This window comes from Mycobacterium sp. NGS11 (genome assembly GCF_059813315.1).
Genome location: NZ_JCALEJ010000001.1, coordinates 72,159 through 97,209, shown reverse-complemented (window position 1 = coordinate 97,209; position 25,051 = coordinate 72,159). Strand labels below are relative to the sequence as shown.

Here is a 25,051-nt window from a genome sequence, read left to right as displayed (position 1 = left end):
TTAACCAAAGACTCCCGGCGATTGCGAGTAGTCCACCGTGGATAGCTCGGTCATGCCACCATCGACCTGCAGTATCGTGCCTGTCACGAATGCTGCGTCGTCTCCCGCCAAAAAAGCCACGGCCGGCGCAATCTCAACGGGATCAGCGCCGCGTTTCATCGGCGAGGCGGCTGCCGTCCGCGTGTAGTTGTCCCATTCGGTGCCGATCATCTTTTGCTGGGCCTCGGTCAGGGCAAACGGGCACACCGCATTTACTCGGATGCGGTGGCGAGCCCACTCGTTCGCGGCGACCTTGGTCAGCGCGGCTACCGCGCCTTTGGCCGCCGAGTAGGGGGCGGTGTAGGCAATGCCGGCCAGAGCAGACCCTGACACGAAGTTGATCACTGAAGCCCGTCCGGACTCACGGAGGAACGGAAAGCAGAGCTGCATGAACCGGAAGGTCGCCTTGGGCCCGGTGGCCTCTGAGAGTTCCCAATCCTTATCGGTAACAAGTTCCAGCGCCTTGGGCATGGCGAAGAACTGGGCCGCGTTGACCAAGACGTCGATCCGGCCGTCCCCGGTATCAGCCACCTGATGCACCGCGGCTTCAATCGCTTCCCGGTGGGCCACATTGGCCTTGATGAAGGAGGCCCGCCCCTGGTCGGCACGAATCCGCTCTACGCGCTCCTGACCCTTCTCTTCGTTCAAATCGACGATAGTGACATGGGCGCCCAGACCGGCAAGCTCCTCAGCAATCGCTCCTCCCAACCCCTGAGCCCCGCCCGTGACCAGCGCGTATCTGTCCTCCAAACGAGACAAAACCACTCCTTGCCGCTATGTAACAATGGAACATCAGACGTTCTATTATTCAATAATTGCAGATCCTCGCCGCCGTGCCTAGTGGGGCTGGGTCCAAGCGGCTGTCGTAGTTGTGCGGTCACGGAACCCGCAGCAGGAGGGACATGAGTGATGACGTTCTGGCCCGGGTTCCCGTAGGAGAGTTCCACCTGCCCGCGAAGCCGCTGTTCGTGAAGCGGCCGCCATCTGCCCCAAGATGGCGTTGGCGCTACACACTGACTAGCGGCCAGTTCGCTTGTAACAGCGCTGATTACCGATTTGCGTCGGCGACGCCGCCGCATCGGCGCACCAGAGCCTCCACCGCCAAGAGCGCAAGTTCGCGGCCGCGGCGGACCCCATGCGGCCACCTGGTTTTCGGGAATATACAACAATACATATGATGTATTACTGTTTAGTTCTGTGACCGCAATCTCCGTCCTGCCATATCTGTCTTCCGCGACGCTGCCGCCATCCCAAATGTTCGTCAACGGTTCGTGGCTGGACGGAGCCGCCGATCCGATCCCCCACATTCACCCGGCGACCGGCGAGATGGTCTTCCAGGCACCACACGCCGACAGGTCCGCGGTTAACGCGGCGGTGACGGCAGCGCGTTCGGCGTTCGACGACGGTGTCTGGCCGCGAATGATGGGCAAGGATCGCGCGCGATATTTGCGTAAGATCGCCGACCTCATCCGTGCTGACGCCGCGAACTTGAATACCCTGCTCTCCCTGGACAATGCGACGCCGAGTTCGTTCTCTGGCTTCTACCAAATGGGAGCCGAGTATCCGGCAGACCTGTTCGACACTTACGCGGGATGGGTGGACAAGGTCACCGGCGAAACGTACCCACAGTGGGAACCCACTCAACCGTTCACTTTCACAACGCACGAACCCATCGGAGTCGCTGGGATCGTCACACCGTGGAATGCCCCGATGAGCCTGTTCGCCCAGAAGGTGGCCCCGGCATTGGCGGCGGGCTGCACGTTGGTCGCCAAGCCCTCGGAGCTGTCCCCGCTGGTCAGCTTGCGCATTGCGGAACTGATTGCTCAAGCCGATCTCCCGGCGGGAGTGTTCAACGTGGTGACCGGTCCCGGCGACCCAGTAGGTACGGCGCTGGTCAACGATCCTCGAGTTGACAAGGTGTCATTCACCGGGAGCCGGGCAGTGGGTGGTGCGATCGCGGCCACCGTGGCCGCCCGAATTGGGCGAGTCTCGTTAGAGCTGGGTGGTAAAAGCCCGGCAGTGATCTTCCCCGACGCGGACCTGGGCATGGCTGTCGGGATCGCCGCGGGCAACGCATTTCTCGGACTGTCGGGCCAGGTGTGCGTGTGTCAGTCGCGGATCTTGGTGCACCGCGACGTGTACGACGACGTCGTGAACACGCTAATCGGCTTCGCGTCGGCCGCGACATTCGGTGACCCGTTCGACCCCGCGGTCTCGGCGGCACCGATGATCAGCCCTCAGCACATGGACCGGGTGCTCGGCCACATCCACAGCGCAATCAGTGAGGGCGCTGAAGTCGCGGCAGGCGGGGGCCGCGCCGAAGGCGCCCCAACGGCCGGCAATTTCGTCGCCCCAACGGTGCTGGTCAATGTGGAAAACTCGATGGCCGTGGCCCGAGACGAAATCTTCGGACCCGTGTTGTGCGTGATCCCGTTCGGCGACGAGGACGAGGCCATTCGGCTGGCGAACGACACCACCTACGGACTGGCAGCCGCGGTCTACACCCGCGACGTCGGCCGAGCGCTTCGAGTGAGCCGCGCCCTGCGGGCAGGCAACGTCGGTGTCAACACCTGGACGCTGCAACCGCACGCCCCGTTTGGGGGGATGAAGCAGTCGGGTTTGGGCCGCGAAAACGGGCGCGCAGGAATTATGGAGTACCTCGACACCAAGACCACCTTTCTTGGGTGAGTTTTGCTCTGCGTGTCGTTAGCGCGATTGGCGCGCTTCAGGAGCCCGACACCGGGTGTCACGTAGCATAAAGAGCTGGGAATATAGGCACCGCACGCGGAGGAACGACATGTCGACTGACCGAGCAATTGCCGAAACAGAGGTCGCCGACGAGTTCGACCGACGCGAACAGATTCTCGACGCCGCCAATGAGTGCTTTACACAACTGGGCATCCAGCGCACCAGCGTGCAGGACGTAGCGCGGATGGCCAGGGTCTCCCGGGGCACCATCTATCGGTACTTCGTCGACCGCGACGTGCTCATCGAGGCGGCGATCGAGCATGGAGCTCAACGCTTTTACCGTGAGGTCGCCGCGGCGATGGAAAAGAAGACCACGCTCGCTGAAAAGCTCGGCGCTATGGCCGAAACGAACGCAAAGATCCTCCTGGAACACCGAACCCGCAATCGACTCATGGCCGATGACGCCGAGCTCATGCGACACATGGTCTCCGACGGCGACAGTGCGGTCCGGCGCACGACAAAGTTTCTCGAACCCTACGTGCGCGACGCGCAAAAACGCGGTGAGGTCGGATCAGGAATTAACATCACGGCGGCCAGCGAGTGGCTCGCGCGCATTATTTATTCCTTTTCGACGGTCAATCAGGGACTGAGCTTCGATATGACGAAGCCAAAAACGGTCCGCGACTATGTAGAGAAATTTGCCATCAACGGCCTGCGCTGAGGGAAGGCATACTCAGCAGCTCACCCCGCCACGCACCAAAACGGCTGTGGCGCATCGACGCGTACCCGGACGCCTACGGGCGACGATCCCTATGCCGATCACATAGCCGTTCGGCTGTCGTGCCCCATGGCGGCGGGATCGGCCGCGAATTCACGGACCATCGCCTGGATCGTGTACGACGCGGCCAGCCGACCGTCTTGGCTGAACACCCGCCCGTCGCCCTGCACCAGCCCGCGCCCCGACCAAAAAGCGTGGTTGGTGTACAGCAACCAGTCGTCAATATCGACCTCGTCGTGAAACGCGATGGTGGCCTTGATGATCCCCGTCGAAAGGCTGACGTGCGCGCGAGCTTCACCTAGTCCCCGGTGGGGAAGCATGCCGGCCGCGATGGTCCAATGCGTCGTCGACTGAGCAAGCAACGCGGCCATTAAATAGCGTTCACGCGGCGCCTCGCGAAATCGGAGCCACGCATTGATCACCGGCGGTCCGACCCGCTCGGGGTCGGGATCATAGGCCCCGTCGACCACACGGATTTCGCGCCCGGTCATCCCGAAGCCCGGAAAAGCCACCGCCGCATCGGGTCCCGGCACGTCCGGCATCCGCTCAGTGTCCCGCATTACCTCGCCGGCACCAGAGTCCGCGAGAATGATTCCTGCACTGCGTAGCACGCTATGTTGACACACCCGCACTTCGGCCGACGAGAATGTTCTGCCGCGGCGGAGAACATCGACGGTCAGGTCCACCGGTGCATCGAACGACGCCGCCTTGGTGAAGACCATCGATGCCGACGTAACTCTCTGCTCTGGAAGCACTTTCGATGCGGCGACGATGGCCTCGGCGAGGAGTTGTCCACCCTCGACAACGTTGCGGCGGGTGGGTCCGTGAGCCGCCCCAACGAAACAGCCGTTCTGCACAGGCTGAACATCGATCAGCCTCTGCAGCTCAATTGCGTCTCCCCAAAGTGGGAACGTGACAGGAACCTTCGAGCCGTCAGGCCAGTGTTCGACGACGACGACACGCAATCCGTCGTCATAGAAGGAGACGTGCCCCGCGATCGCGGCCACTTCAGGCAACGGGGTGCGGTATGTCCACACCACGTTTTCGATTGCGGGGTCAGCACTTGACAACGTCCAGTAACTTGCTCGGCCTTTGAAGGGGCACACGGTAGTGTGGTCCGACGGCGCGAAGAGTTCCCACCGCACATCAGCTTCGGGGAAGTACAGCCGGTCGTCGTGGTCGGTCTCGGTGACCACGAGGCAACGGTCACTTTCGGCGACAAGTACATCGCCGAACCACACCTGACCGGTATGAGGGCACGGGATTGCTTCGATTCGGTATTCGGGGTGATCGGGCCACGCTGATTGGACTTGCGCTGTCATGCCGTCACGGCCCTACGCATCGACGACGGCGGACGGACGACGAGCTGCTCGAGGCCCACGGCGGGAGAGTTCAGTGCACTCGCGAAAACGCCTGCCAGCACGTCGGCAACGTCTTCGGGCGTCATCAGCTCCTCCTGAAGCAGACCGCGCGCGATCCAATCCTGGACGACAACCCCCAGTAGATCGGGGTCAAAGGCCGCGGTGAACTCCGTGGGCACGGTTCCTCCCACCGTAATGCAGCAGAACCGGAAACTCGGATGCTCGGTGCGCCAAGCGTTAAGGCTCTCCGACAGCGCGGCCTTACTGGATGAATAGGCACCGAGGGCGGTCCTCGGCTGACCCACTGTTTCGGAGGACAGGGCGCTGACGATTGCAGAGGGCGCAAGCACCGGCACGCATGACTTGATCACTTGATGAACGCTGATGACGTTGGTACGCATTACGTCCAGCCAGTCATCGGCGGAGGTATCGGCGAACATGCGCAGCGGGGCATAACCCACCGATATGAAAAGCAAGTCGATGCCCCCCAGGGCGTCTCGCGCGACATCGGCGAGACGCGCGCAATCCTCCGTGCTGCGCACATCTGCGATCACGGCGCTGCCGCAGCCGGCCTCGGTGGCAACCTCTTCCAACCGATCCCGTCGGCGTGCGGCGATGAGCAGCTCCGCGCCCTCCTTACCCGCACGCACCGCGAAAGCCCGCCCAATCCCGGCCGATGCGCCCACGACCACGACGCGCTTGCCGGCCAAAGTCCGCTCACTCATGGCGCCCTCTTCTCACGTTCGCGGGTCAGGCCGCATCCGCCTTCGGGGAACACTAGTACATATGTTGTTCACTTGCGCCAAAGCCCGTCTGCGCAGGACGTAGATCAGCGGAGACCGTTGATCGCGAAAGTTTCGACGTAGCGCCGCACAGTCGCCGGCTTGGACATGTCGAATGTCTGCGCCTCGTTGACTGTGGAGAACGAGTAGATGATGCGCGCCAGCCATTCGCTGGCGGCCGTCACATCGACACCGGCGCCGATCTCGCCGCGTTCCCGGGCGTCGCGAACGTATGGCATCAGAAATGCCGTCGTGCGGCGCACTGCGGTGTCTCCATCGGAGATCATGTGTCGCATCAGCTCGGCGTCGTCGGCCATCAATCGGTTTCGAGTGCGGTGGTCAATCAGTATCTTCGCGTGGGTTTCGGCCATCGCGCCAACCTGTTCGGCCAGCGTCGCCTTCGCGGCCATCGCCACCGCGACTTCGCGATAGAACCGCTGTGCCCCGAACTCGATGGCGGCCTCGATGAGCACGTTGCGGTCCTCAAAGTAGCGGTACACCGTGCCCCGCGACACATTGGCCGTCCGCGCGACATCCTGCACGCTGGTGCGCGCGATCCCGAGCTGGGTGAAGCATTCGTTCGCCGCCCCCAGAATTTGGTCCCGGCGATCGAACTCCTCGGCCGAGTCCAGCTCGGCAGTGGCCCGTTCCGTCGACATTTCGCTCCTCTGCCGTGATAGCCGCCCCACCCGAAACAGCCATCTTACGCGACAAATATGCCCTTTATGTTCAATCCATGCCCATGATCGCGCTTCTGGCAAGCAGATTAGTGGTCATTTCTACATTTCCCGTACTTTTGTTTAGTATGGGCCTTTGCCGGACGCCTTGCGTCAGGGTTCGATCGCACGGAAGGGGCGGGGGCTTGGACCTAGGCGTGGCGGGGCGCAATTTCGTTCTCGTCGGCGGGACCACCGGGATGGGTTTCGCCACCGCCCAGCAACTCGCCGAAAACGGAGCCAACGTCGCGCTTTTGGCTCGCGACGGTAACCGGGCCCGCGATCGCGCCGAGCAACTGAGCGCCGAGCATGGCGTCCGTGCGGTCGGAATCGCCGTTGACGCCGCCGCAACCGGCGACGGCGTCGACCAGGCTATCGATCACGCGGCCGCAAGCCTGGGCCCCCTTCGTGGTTTGGCCATTACGGCGGGCCCGATGAACCAGCAGGGACCGTTCCTCGAACACGGCGACGACTCGTGGGACTGGTACTACCAGCTGATCCTGATGGCTACCGTCCGCTCTTGCCGCGCTGCCATCCCCCACCTGCAGCGCAACGGCGGCGGGACGATAGTGACCACCGCCGCGTACTCGGTACGGGCGCCGAAGATTCTGATACCGCCCTACAACGCGCTGAAAGCGGCGGTGCTGACCTTGTCAAAAATCCTGGCCAAAACCACGGTCCCGACGGCATCAGAGTGAACACCGTATGCCCGGGGCTGTTCGACACCGAGGTGAACGACTTCATTCGCGCGCAGCGCGCGGCGGAATACGACGTGCCACTCGAGGACGCGATCTACACGCACTTGGCGAGCAATCCGGACTGGAATATGCGGGTCGCCCTTCGCCGAGGAGGCCGCCCCGCCGAGGCGGGCGAGCTGATCGCCTTCCTGCTCGGCGAGCGCGCAGCCTTCATGACTGGCGCGGCCATCAACATCGACGGGGGCACGGACTTCTGAGGCGCTCGCGCTTGCCGACCTCAGATTCCGATCTCACCGGCGAGCAGTCCCCGGTGGAATGTGGGATCGCCCAGCAGGTGGCCGGAGGATTTTGCTCTCTTGTAGTACAGGTGCGCGGGGTGCTCCCAGGTAAAGCCGATCCCCCCGTGAATCTGGATGTTGACCGCGGCGGCGCGTGCATACGCATCTGAGCTGCACGCCTTGGCCAACGATGCCACCGCCGACAGCTCGTCGGAGAGTTGCGCTGCTGCGCGCACCGCGTAATGTGCTACGCCGCGGGCACATTCGACGTCTAGCAAGACGTCGGCGCACTTGTGGCGGATGGCTTGAAAAGATCCGATCGGCTTGCCGAATTGTCTGCGCATCTTGGCGTAGTCGACGGCCAGTTCGAGGCAGCGCTGTGCGCCCCCGACCTGTTCGGTCGCCAGCGCGGCACAGCCGAGCGCCAGGGTCCGCATCAGCACCGGCCACGCCTCACCTTCGCGGCCGATCAGCGACGCCGGCGCTGCGTTGAACTCGATGCGCGCCTGCTTGCGGGTCTGGTCCAAGGTCGACAGCGGCCGGCGAACAACACTGTCAAAGCGGTCAACTGCGAAGAGCGACAAGCCCGCATCGGTGTGGGCCGCAACGAAAATTACATCGGCACTACTACCGTCGAGCACATACGCTTTGGTTCCGTCCAACACCCAACCGTCGTCTGTGCTGCGTGCCCGCGTCCGGATCGCGCCGACTTCCCAGCGGCCCGACTCTTCGGTGACCGCCACCGTCGCGACGGTGCCGCCGGACGCGATGTTTGGCAGATATCGCTTCTTGGCGGCGTCGTCGCCGGAATGCATGATCAGGTTGCCCGCCAGCACGACCGACGCGAAATAGGGCGAAGGAAGCAGTGCCCGGCCCATTTCCTCGGTGACAATTCCGAGTTCGACGAAGCTGAAGCCCTGGCCGCCGAATTCCTCGGGGATGGCCAGCCCCACCAGGCCCATCTGGTCAGACATCTGAGCCCACACATTCGAGTCGTAGCCCCTCGGCGATTCCATCTGCCGACGCACCTCGGCCTCGTTGGCCTTGCTCATTAGGAATGAGCGCACGGTATTGCGCAGTTCGTTCTGCTCATCGGTGAACGCGAAACTCGTAGGATTGCCGGGCATTTCAAGTCTCCGTTGCGCCACGGCCGGTGGGGTCGACGCGAGGGACGGCAACACCTCGGCGCAGGGTGCGCAACCACTCGCCGACGACGGCCGGGGCCGGGACCGGCGCGTCGAAGCGTCCGGGATCGGCGGTCCAGAACGCCTCCCACGATGGGAAGGCGTCGTGGAATGCGCCGTCGTGATGCGGGGTACCGGGCCAGCGCATCTTGCGTGGCCCGACCGGCGGGTCGGTTATGTCGCTCTGATACCAGAACAGCGGTGTCCGGCGGGCGAAATACCAATGGCCGTCCCGCCGTTCATAGCTGTCCAGATAGGCCAGCAGCTCGATGACCCAGTTCGACTCCGTCTCTAAGTCGTTGCGTGAATAGACGAGTCCACTGGCGTTGTCGGCGTCGTGCACGTCGATGATGTGGCCGAGAACACCATGTGCGCTGCCCAACAACGAGCGCCGGATCTGGGCGTCGTACCACTCCCGCATCGCCGCGCGGCCGCGACCCTTGCCCGGCACGCCGATGTCGTCCACGAAAAGGTTTGCCAAGGAATCGAAGTCGCGCATGTCCAAAGCCACCGCATACTTGGCGGCTAGTTGCCGGATCTCGTCGATGGCCTCCAACCGGGCGACGCGCGTTTCTAAGTCCGTCACGCCAACTCCCCGGACTCCAGTAGCTGCGCCAACCGGTTCTTGTCGATCTTGTTGGTGGTGGTGTACGGCAGCCGATCGGCGTCGGGAAGGATCACCCATCTCTTCGGGATCTTGTAGGCCGCGAGTTCTGTTCGGCATGCGGCGACGAGTTCGTCTTGCGACATGCGGCGCCCTTGATTGAGCACGACCACGGCGCAGACGACCGCGCCTTTTTCCGCGTCCGGAACGCCGACGACATAGGCGATTCGGACGCCGTCGACGCTAGTGATCACCGCTTCGACCTCAACGGGCGCGACGTTGGCGCCCGAGGTCTTGATCATGTCGTCGGTGCGTCCGGTGAAGAACAGGAATCCGTCGTCGTCCAGGTATCCGGCGTCCTTGGTGTGATACCAGCCGTCGGCGTCGAACAGGTCGCTGTGCTGCCGTCCTACCATGCCGCGCATCATCGCCACTCCCCGCACACAGATTTCCCCGATGGTGCCGTTGGGGACCTCCGCTCCGGATTCATCGACGATTTTGTGCTCGTAGCCGGGTGCGGAGACCCCGAGCGAACCGCGCTTGCTATCGGGCACCGGTTCGTGCGGTGGCCACCAGGTGTGGGAACTGCACGTTTCGGTCATTCCCAACTGTGTGACCAGCAGTGATGGATCAGCCGCGCGCAGTTCCGGCGGTAGCAGGACCTGGTGGTACCCCGCGCGCAGACTTGACAGATCGATCGACGCAAATTCGGGATGATTCGCCAGTGCGCGGCCCACATGTGGGAATCCCGTTGCGTAAGTGGCTCGTTCGGATTCGAGCAGGCGCAGCACGTCGCCGGCGTCGAACTTGTGTTCGGTGAGAATGGTGGCGCCGGTCTGCATCGGACCGAGCAGACCGAATACCAACCCGGCAACCCAGAAGAACACCATCGGGATGTAGACCCGGTCGTCGGGCTTCCACTCGTGCTGAGTGGAGACGAAGCGAGAGTGTGTGATCGCGGTGCCGTGCGTATGGATGACGCCCTTGGGGTCCGAGGTGCTTCCCGATGTGTAGATGACGACCAAATCGTCGGATGGGCGGACGGTAGATTCGCACGCGCGCAGAAACGCTTCGGGCACCGGGTCCGGCCACTCACTAGGCCAGGAGCGCTCGGTGCCGCCGAGCCCAAAAATGTTGCGCAACTGTGGCAGCCGTTCCAGAGTCAGCGGCGCGCCCATGACCGCGACCTCAGCCGTGGCCTCGGTGACCCGCGCCAGCATGTCCTTGCCGAGCAGTGAGTCGACCGATAACAGGGTGTGGATGTCGGCGTCGCGAAGCAGCCACCTCAACTCCGGCGGCTGAAAGAAAGTGTTGATGGGCACCGCGACCGCACCGATGCGGGTGGCTGCCAGGAACGCGACCACGAAATCGGGCCCATTCGGTGCGATCACTCCGACGCGGACACCTTTGGTCACTCCCGCCGCAACCAGTCGCCGGGCCATCTCAGCCGACCTGGAATCGGCTTCCGCGTAGGTAATCCGCTCGACGATGCCGTCACCGACCGAGGAAACGATGAAGTCGCTGTCGCCATAGTCAGCAACCAGACTGGCCAGCATCGCCGGCAGCACCGGTGCGTACGGCAACGGGTCATAGCTGAACTTCCGTGCGGACTGACTCATGGCGCGACAGTCATTCCACCACCCAGCGCGGTTCACGCTTTTCGGCGAACGCGAGCATCCCTTCCCGGTAGTCAGGATGGGTCAGCTGGTGTTGCAGCACGTAGCGGTAGGCAACGTCATTGGCCGCGCGCAGCCCGACATCCAGGCTGGCCCACATCGCCTTGATGGACGCCTGCACAGTTGCCGGGGAGAGTTTCGCGATTTCCAAAGCGATTTCCCTGGCGCGCTGCTGCAGTCGGTCAGCGGGTACCACCTCATTTATCAAGCCGATCTCGTAACCTCGTTGTGCGCTGATACGCCCTTGCTTGGTCATCAGCCCCAACTGCATCACCATCGACAGTGGCATTCGGCGCAATAGCACCGCGGGTTCGAGCGCGAACACGTTGCCGACTGCCAAGTGTGTGTCGATCAGTTCGGCATGTTCGGCTGCGATGATCAGGTCGGAGTCGGCGACCTGATGCAGAGCGCCTCCGACCGCCATCCCGTTGAGAGCGCAGATGACCGGCTTCCATACGTTGTGGTGAAGCCGAGAACCGGGAATCTTGTTGCGGATGCCGCCCTCTGCCGTTGCCCGAATGTCCTGGCCCGCGGAAAACGCGCGGTCCCCCGCTCCGGTGATGATGGCCACTCGAACGTTGGGATCGTCGCGGACGCGCGCCCACGCATTGCCGAGCTCGGTGCGGGTCAGATCGTCGGTAGCGTTGAGCCGCTCCGGGCGGTTGATGGTGATCGTGGCGACGTGCTCGCTGACTTCGAACAGGATTCTCTTCAGTTCCACGGCGTCCCCTGGCATCGATCTGTAGCAGCTAAACACTATAGCAGAATTTGTCTTATCGTCTCATTCGAGACTTTTATGGCATCCACTGGCCCCCGGACACCGAAATCAGCTGGCCTGTCAGGTGTTTGGCTGCCGGCGAGCACAGGAATGCGACCACACCGGCAACGTCCGCCGGTTCGCCCAACTGCCCGGTCACAGTGCTCCGGCGCATCTGCGCCAGCTCTTCCTCGGTCTTGCGCCCGACTAGCCAGGGCGTCGCCGTGGTGCCGACAACAACCGTGTTGACCCGCACCCCGTGCTCGCCCAACTGGACGGCCATCAGCCGGCTCAGTCCCTCCACGCCCGCCTTTGCGGCGGCATAGGCCGGCGGACCGGTGCGCACGCCGTGGGCCGAGACCGAGCTGATGTTGACGATCGCCCCGCCGCCTTCGGCTACCATCTGCCGGGCCGCAACCTGCGCCATGATGAACGTACCCTTGAGGTTGACTTCCACGATGCGATCCCAGTCCTCGTCGCTCTGCTCGAGAAACGTTCCGGGCAGCGTCATCCCGGCGTTGTTCACCAATGCACGAATGGGTCCGTACTCCTCGGCGAGGTTGCCCAGCGCATCCTCCACGGCGCCACGATCCGTAATCGAGAGGTTCATGGGGATAAGATCGCCCGAGTGCGCCGCGTCGCAAACCTGGGCTCGGGCAATGGCTTTCGTGTTGATGTCAACCGCGGCCACGCGATGACCGGCGGAAATCAACTCGGCGACGATGGCCTCACCGATGCCACGCACTCCCCCCGTAACGACCGCCAGCGGACGAGATTCAACCGACACGCTGTCCCCCTCTCGTCGCTGCCGCGCGCTCGATCGCAACGATGGATGGCCGCACGAATTCAACGGCTTCGGCCATCAGCTCTGGCAGATTTCCCCGACCACCGCCGGCCACCCACACATCGATGGCCGCGCGGTTGGCGCTGTTGGTCAGCGTGGCGGCGAGGCGAGGCCTCAAGTCCATCTCTTTATTGCTGTTCAGCCACCGCGCCACTTCGGCGGTGAGCTGATCGATCCAATCTTCGTTGATCCGCAGCATCGTTGCGCGCAGCGATGGCACGTTGTGGTACATGGTGGCGCGGACCAGGAAGATCTCGGGCTGTTCGATGATCGCCTCCGCCACCGCGGACGAGGTTTCGGCAAGTGCGTCCCACAAGGAGTTCGACCGTGCGGCACGAAACCGGCGGGCGGCCTCCTGGAGCCGATCGGCGTAGCCGTCGAACAGTATGTCGTCCTTGGTGGCGAAGTGGTGAAAGAACGTGCGCGGCGCGACACCTGCAGCGGTCGAGATCTGCTCGATTGTGGTCGTTTCGTAGCTCTGGGTGGCGAAGAGCTCGATCGCCGCGTTGATGAGTGCGTGTCGGTTACGCAATCCGCGGGCCCGCCGTTGGTCCATGGTCATCCCCCTGCCAGCGTCGCAGTTCCCGAACTCAACGCGACGATGTCACCTTGCAGTGTCCGGAAACGCACGGAATCTCCAGTTCGCCACATCTCAGTGCGCAGCGAAGCATCGAGTCCGACCGGCTTGGCAAAGCGGCAACTCAAGGATGTCAACGACTGTGGATCGCCGTGGCCGATTCCGTTGATCACCGCCCGTGCGGCGAATCCGAGGGTGCACAGCCCGTGCAGGAACACGTCGCCGAAGCCAAACTTGCGGGCCGCAGCCGGGTCGATGTGGAGCTGGTTGCGGTCGCCAGACAGTCGATAGATCGCAGCCTGTTCCGGCCGGATCACGTCGTCGAAGACTTCGTCCGGCGGCCCATCCGGATCTGGCTCGGCCGAGGGTCCCCGCTCGCCACCGAATCCCCCGGCTCCAAGGACCATGGTCTGCGACAGGGCCACAAAGACGGTTCCGTCCGCGTCGACCCCGCGGCTGGTCAATTCGACGGCGGCGTGTTTGCCCTTGTCCCATACCGACGACACCCGAGCCTGCACTGACAGGTCGCCGCTGGCGGTGATCGGCCGATGCAACTCCAGCGACTGGGCCGAGTGGACGATCGGAAACGTACCGAGGTCGAGAACACTGCGGAGATCCTTGACTGCCCACCAGTTGGCGATGAGGGCAAAGGTCGGCAACACCGCAGGACCGCAAGCCTCATTGAGCAGTGCCAACTCGGCGGGTGGGCGGGCGCCAACCCCCAACGCGTAGAGGATCACGTCGGTCTGATCCCACGTGAATGACGCCGGCCTCAGAGCGGTTCCGACCACGGAGTCGGAGAGGGTCACGGCACCTCCTTGGATTGAACGGATTGACGATATATGTTCAATCGTGCAATATAGTGGCAGTAACTGCAACTATCTTAATGGGGTCAGAAGGAAGGACCGATATGAAGTTCGGCGTGTTCATCCTCGGCGACAAGCCCAACCACCTCAGCGAGCGAGAGGTGCTGGCCAACGTGCTGGAGGAAGCGCGCTGGGCAGAGGAGCTCGGCTACGACGAGGTCTGGCTGGCCGAGCACCACTTCTCTCCATACGGGATGCTCCCCGACCTTCCGCAGGTGGCTACGGCGATCGCTGCGCAGACCGAACGCATCCGCATCGGAACCGCTTGCATGGTCGCGCCCTTCCACAATCCGATCCAACTGGCAGAACGCATAGCGATGGTCGACGTTTTGTCCGGCGGACGCTTCGACGCCGGCTTCGGCCGCGGCTACCAGGCGCACGAGTTCAAGGGTTTCGGCCTCTCGATGGACGAGGCCACCAGCCGCTACCAGGAGTGCGTGGACATCGTCAGCCGGCTATTGACGGAGGAAAACGTCAGCTATGACGGCAAGTACTTCCAGCTCGAGGACGTGACCATCTATCCGCGACCGGCGCAGCAAACGATTCCGGTGTGGGGCACGGTGATGAAGACGCCGTCAAGCTTCGAGTGGCTCGCCGAGAAGGGCTTCGGTGCGATCATCGGTAACCCCTACCAGGTCGACCCGGACCTACAGGGGGCGCTGGATATTTACTTGAAGGTGCAGTCCGAGAAGGGACTCGAAGCAGCCACCGGTAACGTGTGGGCGCTGCTCAACGCGTTCTGCCACGAGGATGACGCATTCGCACGCAGCTATCCGCGCGAGAGTGTCGAACTGTCCATCCAGACGCACCGCAAGTATTCAAGCCCCTTTGAGCCGGGCGGCGAGATACCGGCCGACTATAAGGCCTACTCGGACTGGTTCGAGAAGCACGACAAGCAGAGCTACGAGCAGGTGCTGAATTCACACCTGACGCTGATGGGTAATCCGGAGCGCATCGTGGAGAAAATGCGTACTGTCATCGACATGGGTTGGCGCAACATCATATTGCGCATGTCGCGAGGCGGGGCGATGGATCGCGCAAAGGTTTATGAGTCGATGAAGCTGTTCGCCCAAGAGGTGATCCCAGCGGCCACCGAGCTCGCGGCAGCGGCGGCTTGAGCCAGCAGCTGACCGACCGCATCCGGGCGGTTCTGGCGATCGACCCCGGGGCACCCGCCATCGAGTACCAGGGTTCTTGGACGACTTGGCAGGCGCTGGCAGACATCGCTTCTGGAGTTGAAAGCCAGCTGACAGCAGTAGGTTTGGACGAGAAGTCTGCTGTCGGCCTGGTGCTGCGTAACCACCCCGCGATGGTCGGGGCGATGCTGGGCGTGTTATTGGCCAACGGTTGCATCGTCACGATCAACCCGTCACACGGCGACGCCGGACTCGCATCGGACATCCGTGGGTTGAGGTTGCCCGCGTTGATCGCAGTGCCGACCGACTGGCAGCGCACCGGAGTCATCCGCGCCGCCGCTGGGGCGATGGGGCTGCAGGTGATGACCGAGCCCGCCGACTGCGCTACCGTTGCCGGCCTCGAAGATCCTGGATCCGGCCCGTTCCGAAACAAGACCGCTGGTATCGCCGTCGAGATGCTGACCAGCGGCACTACCGGTCCCCCGAAGCGAATCCCGCTGTCCTACAGCACGTTCGAGCACACAGTCGCCGCGGCGAGCGCACATTACAGTTCGGGGCACAGGCCGGAACTCAGACTGCGTTCCGGCGTCGCGATCGTCGGCTCGCCGCTGGTGCACATGTCGGGACTGTTTCGCACGCTGCTCAATGTCTGCGAGGGCCGAAAGATCGCACTAATGGAGCGATTCCGGGTGCCCGATTTCGTGGAATTGGTGGTCCGGCATCGGCCACGCGCCGTGGGCCTGGTGCCGTCGGCGCTGTCAATGGTGCTAGACGCCGGGGTGGCGCCTGAGGTGTTCTCCAGCGTGGAGGTGGTGACCTCGGGCACCGCGCATCTGCCCGTCGATATACAAGAGGAGTTCGAGCAGCGCTACGGCGTTGCGGTCTTGCCATCCTACGGCGCAACGGAATTCGCGGGCGGCGTGGCGGGCTGGAACCTTGCCTTACATCGGGAGTGGGCCGCGGCCAAACGCGGCAGCGTAGGACGGCCCCAGCAGGGCCGGGAAATCCGCGTCATGTCCATAGAAGACGACAGCGAGATGCCGGCCGGTGAACAGGGTCGCATCGAGGTCCGTACCTTCGGGGGCGCCTGGGTGCGGACCACCGACCTCGGCCGTGTCGATGACGACGGCTTCGTGTTCATCGATGGGCGCATCGACGACGTCATCATCCGCGGTGGCTTCAAGGTCACGCCCGCCGAAATCGTCGAGGTCCTGCGCAGCCATCCGGCGGTACGCGACGCCGGTGTGGCCGGTCTGCCCGACGAGCGGCTCGGCCACGTGCCGGTCGCAGCAGTCGAGTTGGTCCACGGTGGTCAGGTCACATCGGAGGATCTTCTGGCCTATGTGCGCGAACGAGTCAGTCGCTACCAGGTTCCGGCCCGTCTGGTCATCGTCGATGAGTTGCCACGGACGCCCTCGCTCAAGGTCAGCCAGCCCGGCGTGCGTGAATTATTCGAAGAGGTGCGGAGTTGACAATCGACCTCCGAGGGGCGGCGGCCGTCGTCGGTGTAGCCGACGAGGTTTCGCCGACCGGTGTGATTGACGTTCCGCTGCGGGAATTGGAAGCGCGCGTCATCACCGCGGCGTTGGCCGATGCCGGGTTGTCGCTGCGGGACGTCGATGGCCTGTGCACCTGTACCGGCGGAGCGCTCATGCATTCGGTCGAACTGGCCGAATACCTGGGAATAACACCACGATTCACCGATGCCACTCAAACCGGGGGTGCCAGCTACGGGCTGTACGTCGAGCATGCCGCCGCGGCGATCGCCGCCGGTGAAGCCGAGACGGTAGTGGTCGTCTATGCATCCACACCGCGTGCCGCCCGAAAGCGAGGCGAAAAAGGTCTTGGCGTCTTCGCCACCCCCGAGCGGCTCGAGTGGGAGAACCCGTTTGGCGTGATGCTCCCGATCAGTGCCTACGCGCTGGCCGCCAACCGCCACATGGCCACTTTCGGGACCACCGCCGCTCAGCTCGCTCAGATCGCCGTCGACACCCGGCGTTGGGCGGTAATGAATCCGCGCGCTCACCTGCGCGAGGCGATCACCGTGAATGACGTCCTGGACTCCGGCTTCATTGCCGAACCGCTACACAAGCTCGAGTGCTGCCTAGTCACCGACGGCGCCGCGGCACTGGTGGTCACGAGCGCCGAGCGCGCCCGCAACCTCGCCAAGCCGCCGGCCTTCGTCCTGGGTGCGGCGTCGGCGGCCTCGCACGCGATGATCTCCCAAATGCCTGACCTCACCGTCACCCCAGGTGGCCTTTCGGGGCCAGCCGCCTTCCGTGCAGCTGGCCTCAACCCGGCCGACATCGATGTGGTCGAGCTCTACGACTCGTTCACCATCACGGTGCTGCTGGCGCTCGAAGACTTGGGCTTCTGCCCGAAGGGCGAAGGGGGTTCGTTTGTCGCGGACGGCGCGTTGGGACCCGGAGGTACGCTGCCCGGTCAGACCTCCGGCGGCGGGCTCGCCTACACCCACCCCGGGGCGTTCGGGGCCTTCCTGCTCGTCGAGGCCACGCGCCAGTTGCGCGGTGAATGCGGCGAACGCCAGGTCCCAGAAGCGAAAACGGCTGTCGCACATGGCACCGGCGGGGTGCTCTCAGCCACCTCGACGGTGATTCTGGGAACGGAGGCGACGCTGTGACCGATACGCTGCCCGTCCCCCCGCCCAGCCCGGCATCCGCGCCCTTCTGGGACGCGACCCGGCGTCGCGAGCTGACGGTCCAACGATGCGAATCGTGCTCGCGGCTCGTCTGGTACCCGCGGTTCGTCTGTCCGCACTGCGGCGGGTCGTCGCTGCAGTGGGAAAAGTTGAGCGGCGACGGGGTCGTTTACGCGGTCAGCGTGCACCACCGCGCCGCGCTCCCCGCCCTTGCCGACAAGGTGCCGTACTCCGTGGTGCTCGTCGATCTGGACGAAGGTGTCCGCATGATGTCGAACGTGTTCGGTCCCCCTCCCACGGTTGGTGACCGTGTCACCGTGGCGTGGGTGCCGCTCGAGGACGGCCGCAATCTCGCTGTCTTCGAAACGAAGTGAGTCCTGATACCGCGCTGCGGCGCGTCCGCGAAGAGGTCGTGCTCCGGCACGTCGCGGCCGAGAATGCGCGCGACCTGGACGCGGCGATGGCCACCTTCACCCATCCGCGCTACGAGATCATCCCTACGGGAACCGTTTTCGATGGTGGCGAGGCGGTCCGCGCAATGTTGTTGCAGCAGTGGGCGGATCTCCCCATGCTGCGATATGCCGCGGAGGCGATCTACCACGGGGACAACGGTCTGGTCGTGGAGACCCGAACGACCGCACCCGGCACACCGCTCGACATGTTGAGCGTTAACCTCTTCGGCTTCCGCGGGCCCGATCTCGTCCTGGAACGCTGTTATTTCGACCGGATGCTGCTCGCTGCGCAACTCGAGTCGATCCGCACGCCCTAGCCATCGACAGCGTCACGGACCGCCTGGACGACGGAATCCCCATCGAGAGCTGTAGCGGGACCATCAACTGAGTCCTCCGATCGACGCGGCCCGGTCCTCGGTGGCATCGACGACGACCCTGCGATGCGCGATCCGCCACCGCAGACCGCCTTCGAGCGAATACTTGTCCAGGTAGCGGATGTGCATGACGTGGTTCTGCCCGTCCGGCTCACCACCACGAAAGTGATTGGCAGTGCAGTAGATTTCGCCGACGGCCGACTCCCCTCGACGACATACAGGCCCTGTGCAACGAGGTGAGAGGTGCGTGGCCACCGCGCGACGATGCCGATTATCCGTTGAATCTCGCCGTGACCGGTCAGCGTTCCCGGTTCGCGCCCGGGCCTTTCGACGAGCATGGACGCGTCGGGGGCGAACACCGCCAGAAGCGCGTCGCGATCTCGGCGATCGACCGCCGCCGCATACCTGCGGGACAGCGCTTCAAGTTCCGCATGGGGAAGTGCCCGCGAGATATCCATCTGCTTCCCGTGCCGGCCGGATAGAGACCCGTAGACGATACCGCCTGAGCTTGTCGGGTCAGCGCCCGGCGGTTTCGGTGCGCGCCTCGTCGGAGGTTCGTGCGCCGAAGCTTGGCACGGGGACGAGGTCACTGTCGTGTGTCTCGTTGACGCCACGCTGCAGCGGTATCAGCAGCGGCACGAACAGCAGTTGGTCGGCGACCATCGGTGTCAGCAGCCGGTTGTGTACGAAGCCGAATGAGCTTTTGGTGATCGGGTCGGCCCAGCCGATGGTCCCGCCCAGTCCGGCATGCCCGAAGCCCCGCAGTAGGCCCGGCACCGGTGATCCGTGGTAGCCCAGGTGAAATGACATCGGGAAGAAGACGTTCAGGTCCGGCCGAAAGCTGCGCCTGCCTGTCAGCGACCCGACCAATTCCTCCGAGAGGAATCGCTGCCCATCGATACTTCCGCCGTTGGCGAGCGCTCCGTACATCTTGGCGAGCCCCCGCGCGGTCACCACCGCATTCACCGCGGGAATCTCGCTGTCCAGCAGCGCCATGTCGCCCTGGACCAGGGAGGTGATACCGGGTACGTAGGTCGCACCGAGCGGGCCTGGAATCGGCAGTTTGGCCATCAGCGAGATCAGCTGGCCGACCCCCGGCCCGCCCGAGAAGCGTTGCGGGAACATGGTCTGTGCGGCCTTCGTGGACCCGTCGGCCGGCGGCCGCCCTAGGTGGATACCGTCGGTGTCCAGTGGTCGCGCGATCTCCGTGCGGAATAGCTCCCGCATACCCTTGCCGGTGATCGCGCGGGCCAATCCGGATGCCAACCATCCGAATGTGAACGCGTGATATGCCGCCCGGCCGGCGAGGCGGTCAACGGGCGCCGCGGCCAGCCGCTCTTCCATGAACCGGTGATCGAGCAACTGTTCGGTGGTGATGGTCCCGAGCCGGGACAGGCCCGTCGTGTGACGCAACATGTCACGCACGGTGATGTCGGACTTACCGTTGGCGCTGAACTCGGGCCAGTACTGCGCGATGCGGTCGTCGTAGGACAGCAACCCACGGTCGGCGAGGCGGTGCAGGACCGTCGATGCCACGCCCTTACCCGCGGAGAAGACCATCGCGCCGGTGTCCGCGGACCAGGGCACGCGCCCCTCGCGATCGGACCAGCCGGTCCACACGTCGACGACGGGTTCCCCGTCGACATACACAGACAGCGCCCCACCGCCATACCGTGGGCCGGGAAAGAGCGCGGCGAAGGTTCTCACTGCGCAGGCAAATCGAGGGTCGGCGGCACCGTGCACATGGGTCGGCAGACCCTCACCGGCTCGCAGGGCTAGTCGCTCGGGCATCGCGGTCGAAGTTCTCCTCAACTGGGCGTCTGAGCCGCCCATCGGACGACTAAACAAATATCGTCATATTGTATTGTATGCTCGTCGACGGAGTGCGCATCGCGAAGGAGTGGTGATGGCCACGCAAGTAGACATGGGAACCCGGGTCCTGAGCAGCGACCGTGCCGTCGAGTTATACCGCTTGATGAGCAAGGTGCACCACAGCGACCAGCGCGTCCGAAAAGGCCTGTCCTCCGGCGAGATCGCCATGAGCTATTGGCCAGTCGAGGGACAGGAGGCGATGTCGGCCGGCGCGGCCCTTGCCCTCTCCGATAACGATCAGCTGGTCACCACCTATCGCGGTCTCGGTGATGTGGTGGCCAAGGGCATCGACCTACCCAAGTACTTCGCCGAAATCCTCGGCCGAAGCACCGGTTTGTCAAAGGGCAAAGCCGGGGCAATGGGCATTTTCGACCCCGAGCACGGGGTCGCGTGGACCACCGGCATCGTGGGTGCCGGCCCCCTGATCGCGAACGGGATCGCGCTGGCAGAGGCCGTCAAGGGCAGTGATCGCGTGGTGCTGGTGAGCTTCGGCGACGGTGCGACGAGCATCGGCTACGTCCACGAGGCCATGAACATGGCGACGCTGTGGTCGCTTCCAGTGGTGTTCTTCTGCCAGAACAATGCATGGGCCGAATGCACGCCCGTGGCGGGCTACACCCGCTCGACCCGGTTGTCCGACCGGGCCGCCGGCTACGCGATGCCCGGGATCACTGTCGACGGCACGGATCCGCACGCGGTGTTTCACGCCGTGGCCGAGGCCGTCGAGCGTGCGCGGTCCGGCGGCGGCCCATCGTTCGTCGAAGCGGTGGCATATCGCCTGCAGGGCCACTACTTTGGCGACCAGATGCCCTACGCGGACCCTGACGAGCTGGCGGCCAAGCGCGCCGACCCACCCTTCGCGCGGTACCGGCAGCGCCTCATCGACGACGGTCTGGCCACTGAGGACGAGCTCGACCGCATTGACGCCGAACTGATGGCAGAAATCGACTCGGCCTTCGCCTCAGCCCGCGAGGCCGAGCCACCCGCCGTAACGGAACTCACTCGCGACGTGTTCGCCGCGCATGGCACCGAACTAGCGGCACCCGTAACGCAGCGTGCGAAGGCGCCCGAAGGAGAAACCGAGAATCTCGGTCTCGTGCAGGCGATTCACCGCACGCTGGATCGCGCCATGGCCGCCGATGATTCAATCGTGCTGCTCGGCGAGGACATCGCCGATCCGGCGGGCGGCATGTTCAAGATCACCGCGGGACTTTCCACCAAGTACGGCACCGACCGGGTGCGCGACACCCCGATCGCCGAGTCGTCCATCATCGGCGCCGCCGTCGGTGCGGCACTAGGCGGGCTGCGGCCGGTGGCGGAACTCATGTTCATGGACTTCCTGGGTGTGGCCATGGATCAGATCGCCAACCACGCCGCGAAGATCCGCTACATGTCAGGCGGCCGGCAGGGCGCACCGATCGTCATCCGCGCCATGGTGGGCACAGCCGCAGGCCCGCAACACTCGCAAGCGTTCGAGGCCTGGGCGATGCACACACCCGGAATCAAGGTCGTCTGGCCCAGCACCGCAGCCGACGCCGTGGGCCTGCTCAATGCATGCCTGGCAGAAGACGATCCGTGCCTGTTCGTCGAGTCGATGAAGCTCTTCTACGGCGGCGGTAAGGGGCCCGTGCCCACCGCCGACTATGTGATCCCGCTCGGGCAGGCCGACATCAAACGGGTCGGCACCGATGTGACGATCTGTACGTACGGCACCATGGTCCATGCCGCGCTCGATGCAGCCAACCAGCTTGACATTGAGGGCGTTTCGGTTGAAGTCGTAGATCTGCGGACGCTGGTGCCGCTGGATCTGGCGGCGGTGATCGAATCGGTCCGCAAGACCCGGCGCCTGGTGGTGGCCCACGAGTCGGTCGGATTCTGCGGACCGGGGGCCGAAATCGCCGCCGCCGTGGGCACCGAGCTGTTCGGTGTGCTGGTGAGCCCCATTCAACGCGTGGCCGGCACGTATACGCCGGTGCCGCGCGCGGCCACCCTCGAAGCGGCTTGCCGTCCGGACGCCGCGCAACTCGTCGAAACCGTCAGGAGAATCGTGTGATCGAGGTGCGGATGCCCAAACCTGGTGATGCGATCACCGAAGCGGAATTGATCGAGTTCTATGTAGCGGACGGTGACCACGTTTCCGAGGGTGACCCGCTTTATCAGATCGCCACGGACAAGGTCGAAATGGACATCGAAGCGCCGGCCAGCGGAGTGGTCGCCTGGAAGGTCAGTGCGGGCGAAACCTACAGTGTCGGTGAACTTCTCGCAGTGATCGGGGAACAGTGACCGCGCTCCCCGAATCGGTCGACGTCGACCTCGGCACCCCAGAGCTAATCGGGCGTATCCAGGGCGACACATTGACCGTCACGATCAGCCGTCCCGAGAAGAAGAATGCCGTCACCGCGGACGGCTATCACGGCATCAAGCGGGCAGCGATGATTGTCGCCGACGAGCCGCGTTTGAGCTTCCTGGTAATCACCGGATCCGGCGAGGCATTCTGCGCGGGTGGGGACATGAACGCGGTGGGCAACCCGGACCGGACGTGGGATGCATTCACCGAATCATACGACGGGACGCCGTTCGAAACGCTCGGCAAGATACCGAAAATTGTTGTCTGCGCGGTTAACGGGATTGCCCTTGGCGGTGGTTTGGTGATGACCCTGTTCGCGGATCTGGTCGTCGCATCCGATCGAGCCCGATTCCGCGTCCCCGACCTCACCCGCGGCGTATACGAAGCGTTCGTCGCCGCTCGGCTGCCGCAACGGCTGGGCACACTGAGGGCCAATCACCTTATCTACGGCAACGATTGGATCGACGCACCCGAGGCCGAGCGCCTCGGCCTGGTCGGTAAAGTCGTGCCGCACGACTCCTTGCTGTTGGAAGTCGACGCCCTGCTAGAACGAGTCCGAAAGACCGGCCCGGTCGCTCGCGCCGCGATGAAACGTGAGATGGCGCGTGCGCTGCCGCCCGTGGACGTCACGGGCTACTGGTCGTCCATCGGCACCACCGAGCAGATCGAGGCCTTTACCGCGTTCCTGCAGAAGCGATCCCCGGAATGGCCTGTCAGCCACGACCGCGAGGCCTTCGTGGAGACTCGTCGGCCGGAATGGCTGACTGCAAGAGACGAGGGCTGAACGCCGATGACGGACGTACCGGAGGGCACACCGGAACTGACCGGGTGCGACGAGATCCTCGTGGCCGCAGACGGTCCCGTGCGTATCGTGACGTTGAGCAACCCCGACAACGCGAACGCGGTCAACAACCGGATGCACACCGCCTTCACCCGGTTGTGGGGCACGCTGGCCGACGACCCCGACGCCCGGGCGGTGCTGATCACCGGCACCGGCGATTACTTCTCCGCCGGCGGAAACCTGGTGGAATGGCTGGAAACCCATGTCAACAACCCGGTCACTCGCCGCGCCGGAATGCGAGACGCCCGACGCATCGTGCGCGACATGATCGACTTTCCACTGCCGGTAGTCGCGGCTGTCAACGGCCCCGCAGTCGGCTTCGGGTGCAGCATCGCAGTGTTATGCGACATCGTCTTGATGTCAGACCGGGCGTTCTTCGCCGACACTCACGTAGCGAGCGGACTGGTTGCCGGTGACGGCGGCTCGGTCCTGTGGCCTCTGCTGATGAGCCTGCTGAAAGCCAAAGAGTACCTGATGCTCGGCGAACGCATCAAAGCGGAAAAGGCGGTCGAGCTGGGCTTGGCCAACCGCGTGGTACCGCACGGACAGATCAAACAGGAGGGCCTGGCAGTGGCCCACCGCCTGGCCGCGCTGCCGCCGCGCGCGGTGCAGGACACGAAAAGAACGTTGAATCTGCATGCCCAACGCGCGATCACTGGCATCCTCGAGTACGGGATATCCGCCGAGACGGAGTGTTTCACCACACCCGAGCACCGGGCTGCTATCGACAAGTTCCTGAACCGGTAGGGGTGGTCCAATGGTCGCCGACGCCGATGCTCAGCTAGTCCGTTACGAAGAGCGAGACGGCATCGCTGTGCTCTTATTGGACCGGCCGCGCCAGCGTAATGCCTTGTGCTACGAATCGTGGACCGAGCTATCGATCGCACTCGGTGGCATCGTCGCCTACGGCGACCGCGGCGTAGTTTTGGCCGGTGCAGACGGATTCTTCTGCGCCGGAGGAGATTTGAAGACCGGGCCGGCACACGGGAACGGTCCGCTGAGCCCCGCCGGCCGTGTCGAACACGCCCAACGAGTGATGGAACAACTCAAAGCACTGCCGGTACCGACCATCGCGGCAGTCGAGGGCGCGGCCGTCGGCCTTGGCTGGAGCCTGGCACTGTCATGCGATCTGGTTGTGTGCGCTTCCGACGCCTTTTTTGCTGCGCCGTTCGTGGCGCGCGCGGTGGTGCCCGACGGTGGGCTCGCTTGGCGCCTGACTCAGCAGTTGGGCCGGCACCGTGCGGCGTCGTTCCTGTTGCGCGGGACACGGATGTCGGGCTTCGAAGCCCAGCAGGTGGGACTGGTGACCGACGTTGTCGATCCCGGATCGGCGATCGACCGGGCGCTGGCCATCGCCAGCGAGCTGGCACAAGCCGATGCCGGAGCGGTGGAAATGACCAAGCGGCTGATCAATTCGGCCGAAAGCGCTCAGCTCGCCGCGTTCCATCCGCTCGAACTGGCGATGGCCACCGTTGCGCAGCAGCGCTCGGCTGCGGTTGAGGGCCGCACCGCCTTCTCCTAA

General features: G+C 64.1%; 25 protein-coding genes and 2 pseudogenes. 13 read left to right on the top strand and 14 right to left on the bottom strand.

Annotation, left to right across the window (positions count from 1 at the left end):
* Complete coding sequence (locus AC5Y4T_RS00505) at window positions 1-798, bottom strand: SDR family NAD(P)-dependent oxidoreductase (protein ID WP_499919942.1); 798 nt, start codon at window positions 796-798, stop codon at window positions 1-3.
* 438 nt (window positions 799-1,236) lie between these two features.
* On the opposite strand from AC5Y4T_RS00505, the gene AC5Y4T_RS00500 reads away from it, so the two are divergent.
* Both AC5Y4T_RS00500 and AC5Y4T_RS00495 read left to right on the top strand, forming a co-directional pair.
* The gene (locus AC5Y4T_RS00500; protein WP_499951506.1) at window positions 1,237-2,727 is read left to right on the top strand and encodes an aldehyde dehydrogenase family protein; all 1,491 of its coding nucleotides are present in this window, start codon (window positions 1,237-1,239) and stop codon (window positions 2,725-2,727) included.
* Between the two features lie 109 nt (window positions 2,728-2,836).
* The gene (locus tag AC5Y4T_RS00495; RefSeq protein ID WP_499919940.1) at window positions 2,837-3,448 is read left to right on the top strand and encodes a TetR/AcrR family transcriptional regulator; all 612 of its coding nucleotides are present in this window, start codon (window positions 2,837-2,839) and stop codon (window positions 3,446-3,448) included.
* 98 nt (window positions 3,449-3,546) lie between these two features.
* Here AC5Y4T_RS00495 and AC5Y4T_RS00490 read toward each other — a convergent pair whose 3' ends face one another.
* The 3 genes from AC5Y4T_RS00490 to AC5Y4T_RS00480 form a co-directional block, all read right to left on the bottom strand.
* Window positions 3,547-4,827 carry a DUF427 domain-containing protein gene (locus AC5Y4T_RS00490; protein WP_499919939.1) on the bottom strand — a complete coding sequence of 427 codons (1,281 nt, stop codon included), beginning with the start codon at window positions 4,825-4,827 and terminating at the stop codon, window positions 3,547-3,549.
* Window positions 4,824-5,576 carry an SDR family oxidoreductase gene (locus tag AC5Y4T_RS00485; protein WP_499919938.1) on the bottom strand — a complete coding sequence of 251 codons (753 nt, stop codon included), beginning with the start codon at window positions 5,574-5,576 and terminating at the stop codon, window positions 4,824-4,826. Before AC5Y4T_RS00485 ends, AC5Y4T_RS00490 begins: the two co-directional genes overlap by 4 nt.
* 119 nt (window positions 5,577-5,695) lie before the next feature.
* A complete protein-coding gene (locus AC5Y4T_RS00480; RefSeq protein ID WP_068268263.1) occupies window positions 5,696-6,307 on the bottom strand; it encodes a TetR/AcrR family transcriptional regulator in 612 nt (203 codons plus the stop codon).
* A 77-nt stretch (window positions 6,308-6,384) separates the two neighbouring features.
* Between AC5Y4T_RS00480 and AC5Y4T_RS00475 the strand changes: the two are divergent.
* A pseudogene (locus tag AC5Y4T_RS00475) lies at window positions 6,385-7,319 on the top strand (SDR family NAD(P)-dependent oxidoreductase).
* A 20-nt stretch (window positions 7,320-7,339) separates the two neighbouring features.
* On the opposite strand, the gene AC5Y4T_RS00470 reads toward AC5Y4T_RS00475, so the two are convergent.
* From AC5Y4T_RS00470 to AC5Y4T_RS00440, 7 genes are all read right to left on the bottom strand, one after another.
* Window positions 7,340-8,467 carry an acyl-CoA dehydrogenase family protein gene (locus AC5Y4T_RS00470; protein WP_499919936.1) on the bottom strand — a complete coding sequence of 376 codons (1,128 nt, stop codon included), beginning with the start codon at window positions 8,465-8,467 and terminating at the stop codon, window positions 7,340-7,342.
* Between the two features lies 1 nt (window position 8,468).
* Window positions 8,469-9,110 (bottom strand): nuclear transport factor 2 family protein, encoded by a 642-nt coding sequence (locus AC5Y4T_RS00465; RefSeq protein WP_499919935.1) that lies wholly within the window; start codon window positions 9,108-9,110, stop codon window positions 8,469-8,471.
* A complete protein-coding gene (locus AC5Y4T_RS00460) occupies window positions 9,107-10,747 on the bottom strand; it encodes a class I adenylate-forming enzyme family protein (protein WP_499919934.1) in 1,641 nt (546 codons plus the stop codon). The genes AC5Y4T_RS00465 and AC5Y4T_RS00460 overlap by 4 nt, the downstream gene beginning before the upstream one ends.
* Before the next feature lie 10 nt (window positions 10,748-10,757).
* Window positions 10,758-11,525, bottom strand: a complete 768-nt coding sequence (locus tag AC5Y4T_RS00455; protein ID WP_499919933.1) for an enoyl-CoA hydratase-related protein — start codon at window positions 11,523-11,525, stop codon at window positions 10,758-10,760.
* A 73-nt stretch (window positions 11,526-11,598) separates the two neighbouring features.
* Window positions 11,599-12,348 (bottom strand): SDR family NAD(P)-dependent oxidoreductase, encoded by a 750-nt coding sequence (locus AC5Y4T_RS00450; protein ID WP_499919932.1) that lies wholly within the window; start codon window positions 12,346-12,348, stop codon window positions 11,599-11,601.
* Window positions 12,338-12,967, bottom strand: coding sequence for a TetR/AcrR family transcriptional regulator (locus AC5Y4T_RS00445; RefSeq protein WP_499919931.1), 630 nt, complete (start codon window positions 12,965-12,967; stop codon window positions 12,338-12,340). The genes AC5Y4T_RS00450 and AC5Y4T_RS00445 overlap by 11 nt, the downstream gene beginning before the upstream one ends.
* Complete coding sequence (locus AC5Y4T_RS00440; protein WP_499919930.1) at window positions 12,964-13,791, bottom strand: MaoC/PaaZ C-terminal domain-containing protein; 828 nt, start codon at window positions 13,789-13,791, stop codon at window positions 12,964-12,966. The genes AC5Y4T_RS00445 and AC5Y4T_RS00440 overlap by 4 nt, the downstream gene beginning before the upstream one ends.
* A 101-nt stretch (window positions 13,792-13,892) precedes the next feature.
* Here AC5Y4T_RS00440 and AC5Y4T_RS00435 point away from each other — a divergent pair, with 101 nt between their 5' ends.
* Genes AC5Y4T_RS00435 through AC5Y4T_RS00415 form a run of 5 tightly spaced genes read left to right on the top strand, consistent with a single transcriptional unit; the run spans window position 13,893 to window position 18,412 of the window.
* Entirely contained in the window at window positions 13,893-14,966 is a 1,074-nt protein-coding gene (locus AC5Y4T_RS00435; protein WP_499919929.1) for an LLM class flavin-dependent oxidoreductase, read from the top strand.
* A complete protein-coding gene (locus tag AC5Y4T_RS00430; RefSeq protein WP_499919928.1) occupies window positions 14,963-16,456 on the top strand; it encodes a class I adenylate-forming enzyme family protein in 1,494 nt (497 codons plus the stop codon). Before AC5Y4T_RS00435 ends, AC5Y4T_RS00430 begins: the two co-directional genes overlap by 4 nt.
* Window positions 16,453-17,625: an acetyl-CoA acetyltransferase gene (locus AC5Y4T_RS00425; RefSeq protein WP_499919927.1), complete on the top strand. Its 1,173-nt coding sequence runs from the start codon at window positions 16,453-16,455 to the stop codon at window positions 17,623-17,625. The genes AC5Y4T_RS00430 and AC5Y4T_RS00425 overlap by 4 nt, the downstream gene beginning before the upstream one ends.
* Entirely contained in the window at window positions 17,622-18,017 is a 396-nt protein-coding gene (locus tag AC5Y4T_RS00420) for a Zn-ribbon domain-containing OB-fold protein (RefSeq protein WP_499919926.1), read from the top strand. Before AC5Y4T_RS00425 ends, AC5Y4T_RS00420 begins: the two co-directional genes overlap by 4 nt.
* Window positions 18,014-18,412: a nuclear transport factor 2 family protein gene (locus AC5Y4T_RS00415; protein WP_499919925.1), complete on the top strand. Its 399-nt coding sequence runs from the start codon at window positions 18,014-18,016 to the stop codon at window positions 18,410-18,412. Before AC5Y4T_RS00420 ends, AC5Y4T_RS00415 begins: the two co-directional genes overlap by 4 nt.
* 63 nt (window positions 18,413-18,475) lie before the next feature.
* On the opposite strand, the gene AC5Y4T_RS00410 is transcribed toward AC5Y4T_RS00415, so the two are convergent.
* The 3 genes and pseudogenes from AC5Y4T_RS00410 to lipL all read right to left on the bottom strand — a co-directional run bounded on the left by AC5Y4T_RS00410 (window position 18,476) and on the right by lipL (window position 20,260).
* Window positions 18,476-18,598 carry a hypothetical protein gene (locus AC5Y4T_RS00410; protein ID WP_499919923.1) on the bottom strand — a complete coding sequence of 41 codons (123 nt, stop codon included), beginning with the start codon at window positions 18,596-18,598 and terminating at the stop codon, window positions 18,476-18,478.
* A gap of 62 nt (window positions 18,599-18,660) precedes the next feature.
* Window positions 18,661-18,927, bottom strand: a pseudogene (locus AC5Y4T_RS00405) (nuclear transport factor 2 family protein); the annotation flags it as partial.
* 58 nt (window positions 18,928-18,985) lie between these two features.
* Window positions 18,986-20,260 carry an esterase/beta-lactamase LipL gene (lipL, locus tag AC5Y4T_RS00400; RefSeq protein WP_499919922.1) on the bottom strand — a complete coding sequence of 425 codons (1,275 nt, stop codon included), beginning with the start codon at window positions 20,258-20,260 and terminating at the stop codon, window positions 18,986-18,988.
* 115 nt (window positions 20,261-20,375) lie between these two features.
* Here lipL and AC5Y4T_RS00395 point away from each other — a divergent pair, with 115 nt between their 5' ends.
* Genes AC5Y4T_RS00395 through AC5Y4T_RS00375 form a run of 5 tightly spaced genes read left to right on the top strand, consistent with a single transcriptional unit; the run spans window position 20,376 to window position 25,051 of the window.
* On the top strand, window positions 20,376-22,394 hold the full coding sequence (locus AC5Y4T_RS00395) for an alpha-ketoacid dehydrogenase subunit alpha/beta (RefSeq protein ID WP_499919921.1): 2,019 nt from the start codon (window positions 20,376-20,378) through the stop codon (window positions 22,392-22,394).
* The gene (locus AC5Y4T_RS00390) at window positions 22,391-22,624 is read left to right on the top strand and encodes a biotin/lipoyl-containing protein (protein WP_499919920.1); all 234 of its coding nucleotides are present in this window, start codon (window positions 22,391-22,393) and stop codon (window positions 22,622-22,624) included. Before AC5Y4T_RS00395 ends, AC5Y4T_RS00390 begins: the two co-directional genes overlap by 4 nt.
* Window positions 22,621-23,472 carry an enoyl-CoA hydratase/isomerase family protein gene (locus tag AC5Y4T_RS00385; RefSeq protein ID WP_499919919.1) on the top strand — a complete coding sequence of 284 codons (852 nt, stop codon included), beginning with the start codon at window positions 22,621-22,623 and terminating at the stop codon, window positions 23,470-23,472. The genes AC5Y4T_RS00390 and AC5Y4T_RS00385 overlap by 4 nt, the downstream gene beginning before the upstream one ends.
* Window positions 23,473-23,478: 6 nt before the next feature.
* Complete coding sequence (locus AC5Y4T_RS00380; RefSeq protein WP_499919918.1) at window positions 23,479-24,276, top strand: enoyl-CoA hydratase/isomerase family protein; 798 nt, start codon at window positions 23,479-23,481, stop codon at window positions 24,274-24,276.
* A gap of 10 nt (window positions 24,277-24,286) precedes the next feature.
* Window positions 24,287-25,051, top strand: a complete 765-nt coding sequence (locus tag AC5Y4T_RS00375; protein ID WP_499919917.1) for an enoyl-CoA hydratase/isomerase family protein — start codon at window positions 24,287-24,289, stop codon at window positions 25,049-25,051.

What these genes read in the sequence shown, in the direction of transcription:
- AC5Y4T_RS00495 (WP_499919940.1), top strand. Translation starts at nt 2,837, where the DNA reads ATGTCGACTGACCGAGCAATTGCCGAAACAGAGGTCGCCGACGAGTTC.
- AC5Y4T_RS00490 (WP_499919939.1), bottom strand. Translation starts at nt 4,827, where the DNA reads ATGACAGCGCAAGTCCAATCAGCGTGGCCCGATCACCCCGAATACCGA.
- AC5Y4T_RS00480 (WP_068268263.1), bottom strand. Translation starts at nt 6,307, where the DNA reads ATGTCGACGGAACGGGCCACTGCCGAGCTGGACTCGGCCGAGGAGTTC.
- AC5Y4T_RS00470 (WP_499919936.1), bottom strand. Translation starts at nt 8,467, where the DNA reads ATGCCCGGCAATCCTACGAGTTTCGCGTTCACCGATGAGCAGAACGAA.
- AC5Y4T_RS00460 (WP_499919934.1), bottom strand. Translation starts at nt 10,747, where the DNA reads ATGAGTCAGTCCGCACGGAAGTTCAGCTATGACCCGTTGCCGTACGCA.
- AC5Y4T_RS00445 (WP_499919931.1), bottom strand. Translation starts at nt 12,967, where the DNA reads ATGACCATGGACCAACGGCGGGCCCGCGGATTGCGTAACCGACACGCA.
- AC5Y4T_RS00435 (WP_499919929.1), top strand. Translation starts at nt 13,893, where the DNA reads ATGAAGTTCGGCGTGTTCATCCTCGGCGACAAGCCCAACCACCTCAGC.
- AC5Y4T_RS00410 (WP_499919923.1), bottom strand. Translation starts at nt 18,598, where the DNA reads ATGCACATCCGCTACCTGGACAAGTATTCGCTCGAAGGCGGTCTGCGG.
- lipL (WP_499919922.1), bottom strand. Translation starts at nt 20,260, where the DNA reads ATGCCCGAGCGACTAGCCCTGCGAGCCGGTGAGGGTCTGCCGACCCAT.
- AC5Y4T_RS00395 (WP_499919921.1), top strand. Translation starts at nt 20,376, where the DNA reads ATGGCCACGCAAGTAGACATGGGAACCCGGGTCCTGAGCAGCGACCGT.
- AC5Y4T_RS00380 (WP_499919918.1), top strand. Translation starts at nt 23,479, where the DNA reads ATGACGGACGTACCGGAGGGCACACCGGAACTGACCGGGTGCGACGAG.
- AC5Y4T_RS00375 (WP_499919917.1), top strand. Translation starts at nt 24,287, where the DNA reads ATGGTCGCCGACGCCGATGCTCAGCTAGTCCGTTACGAAGAGCGAGAC.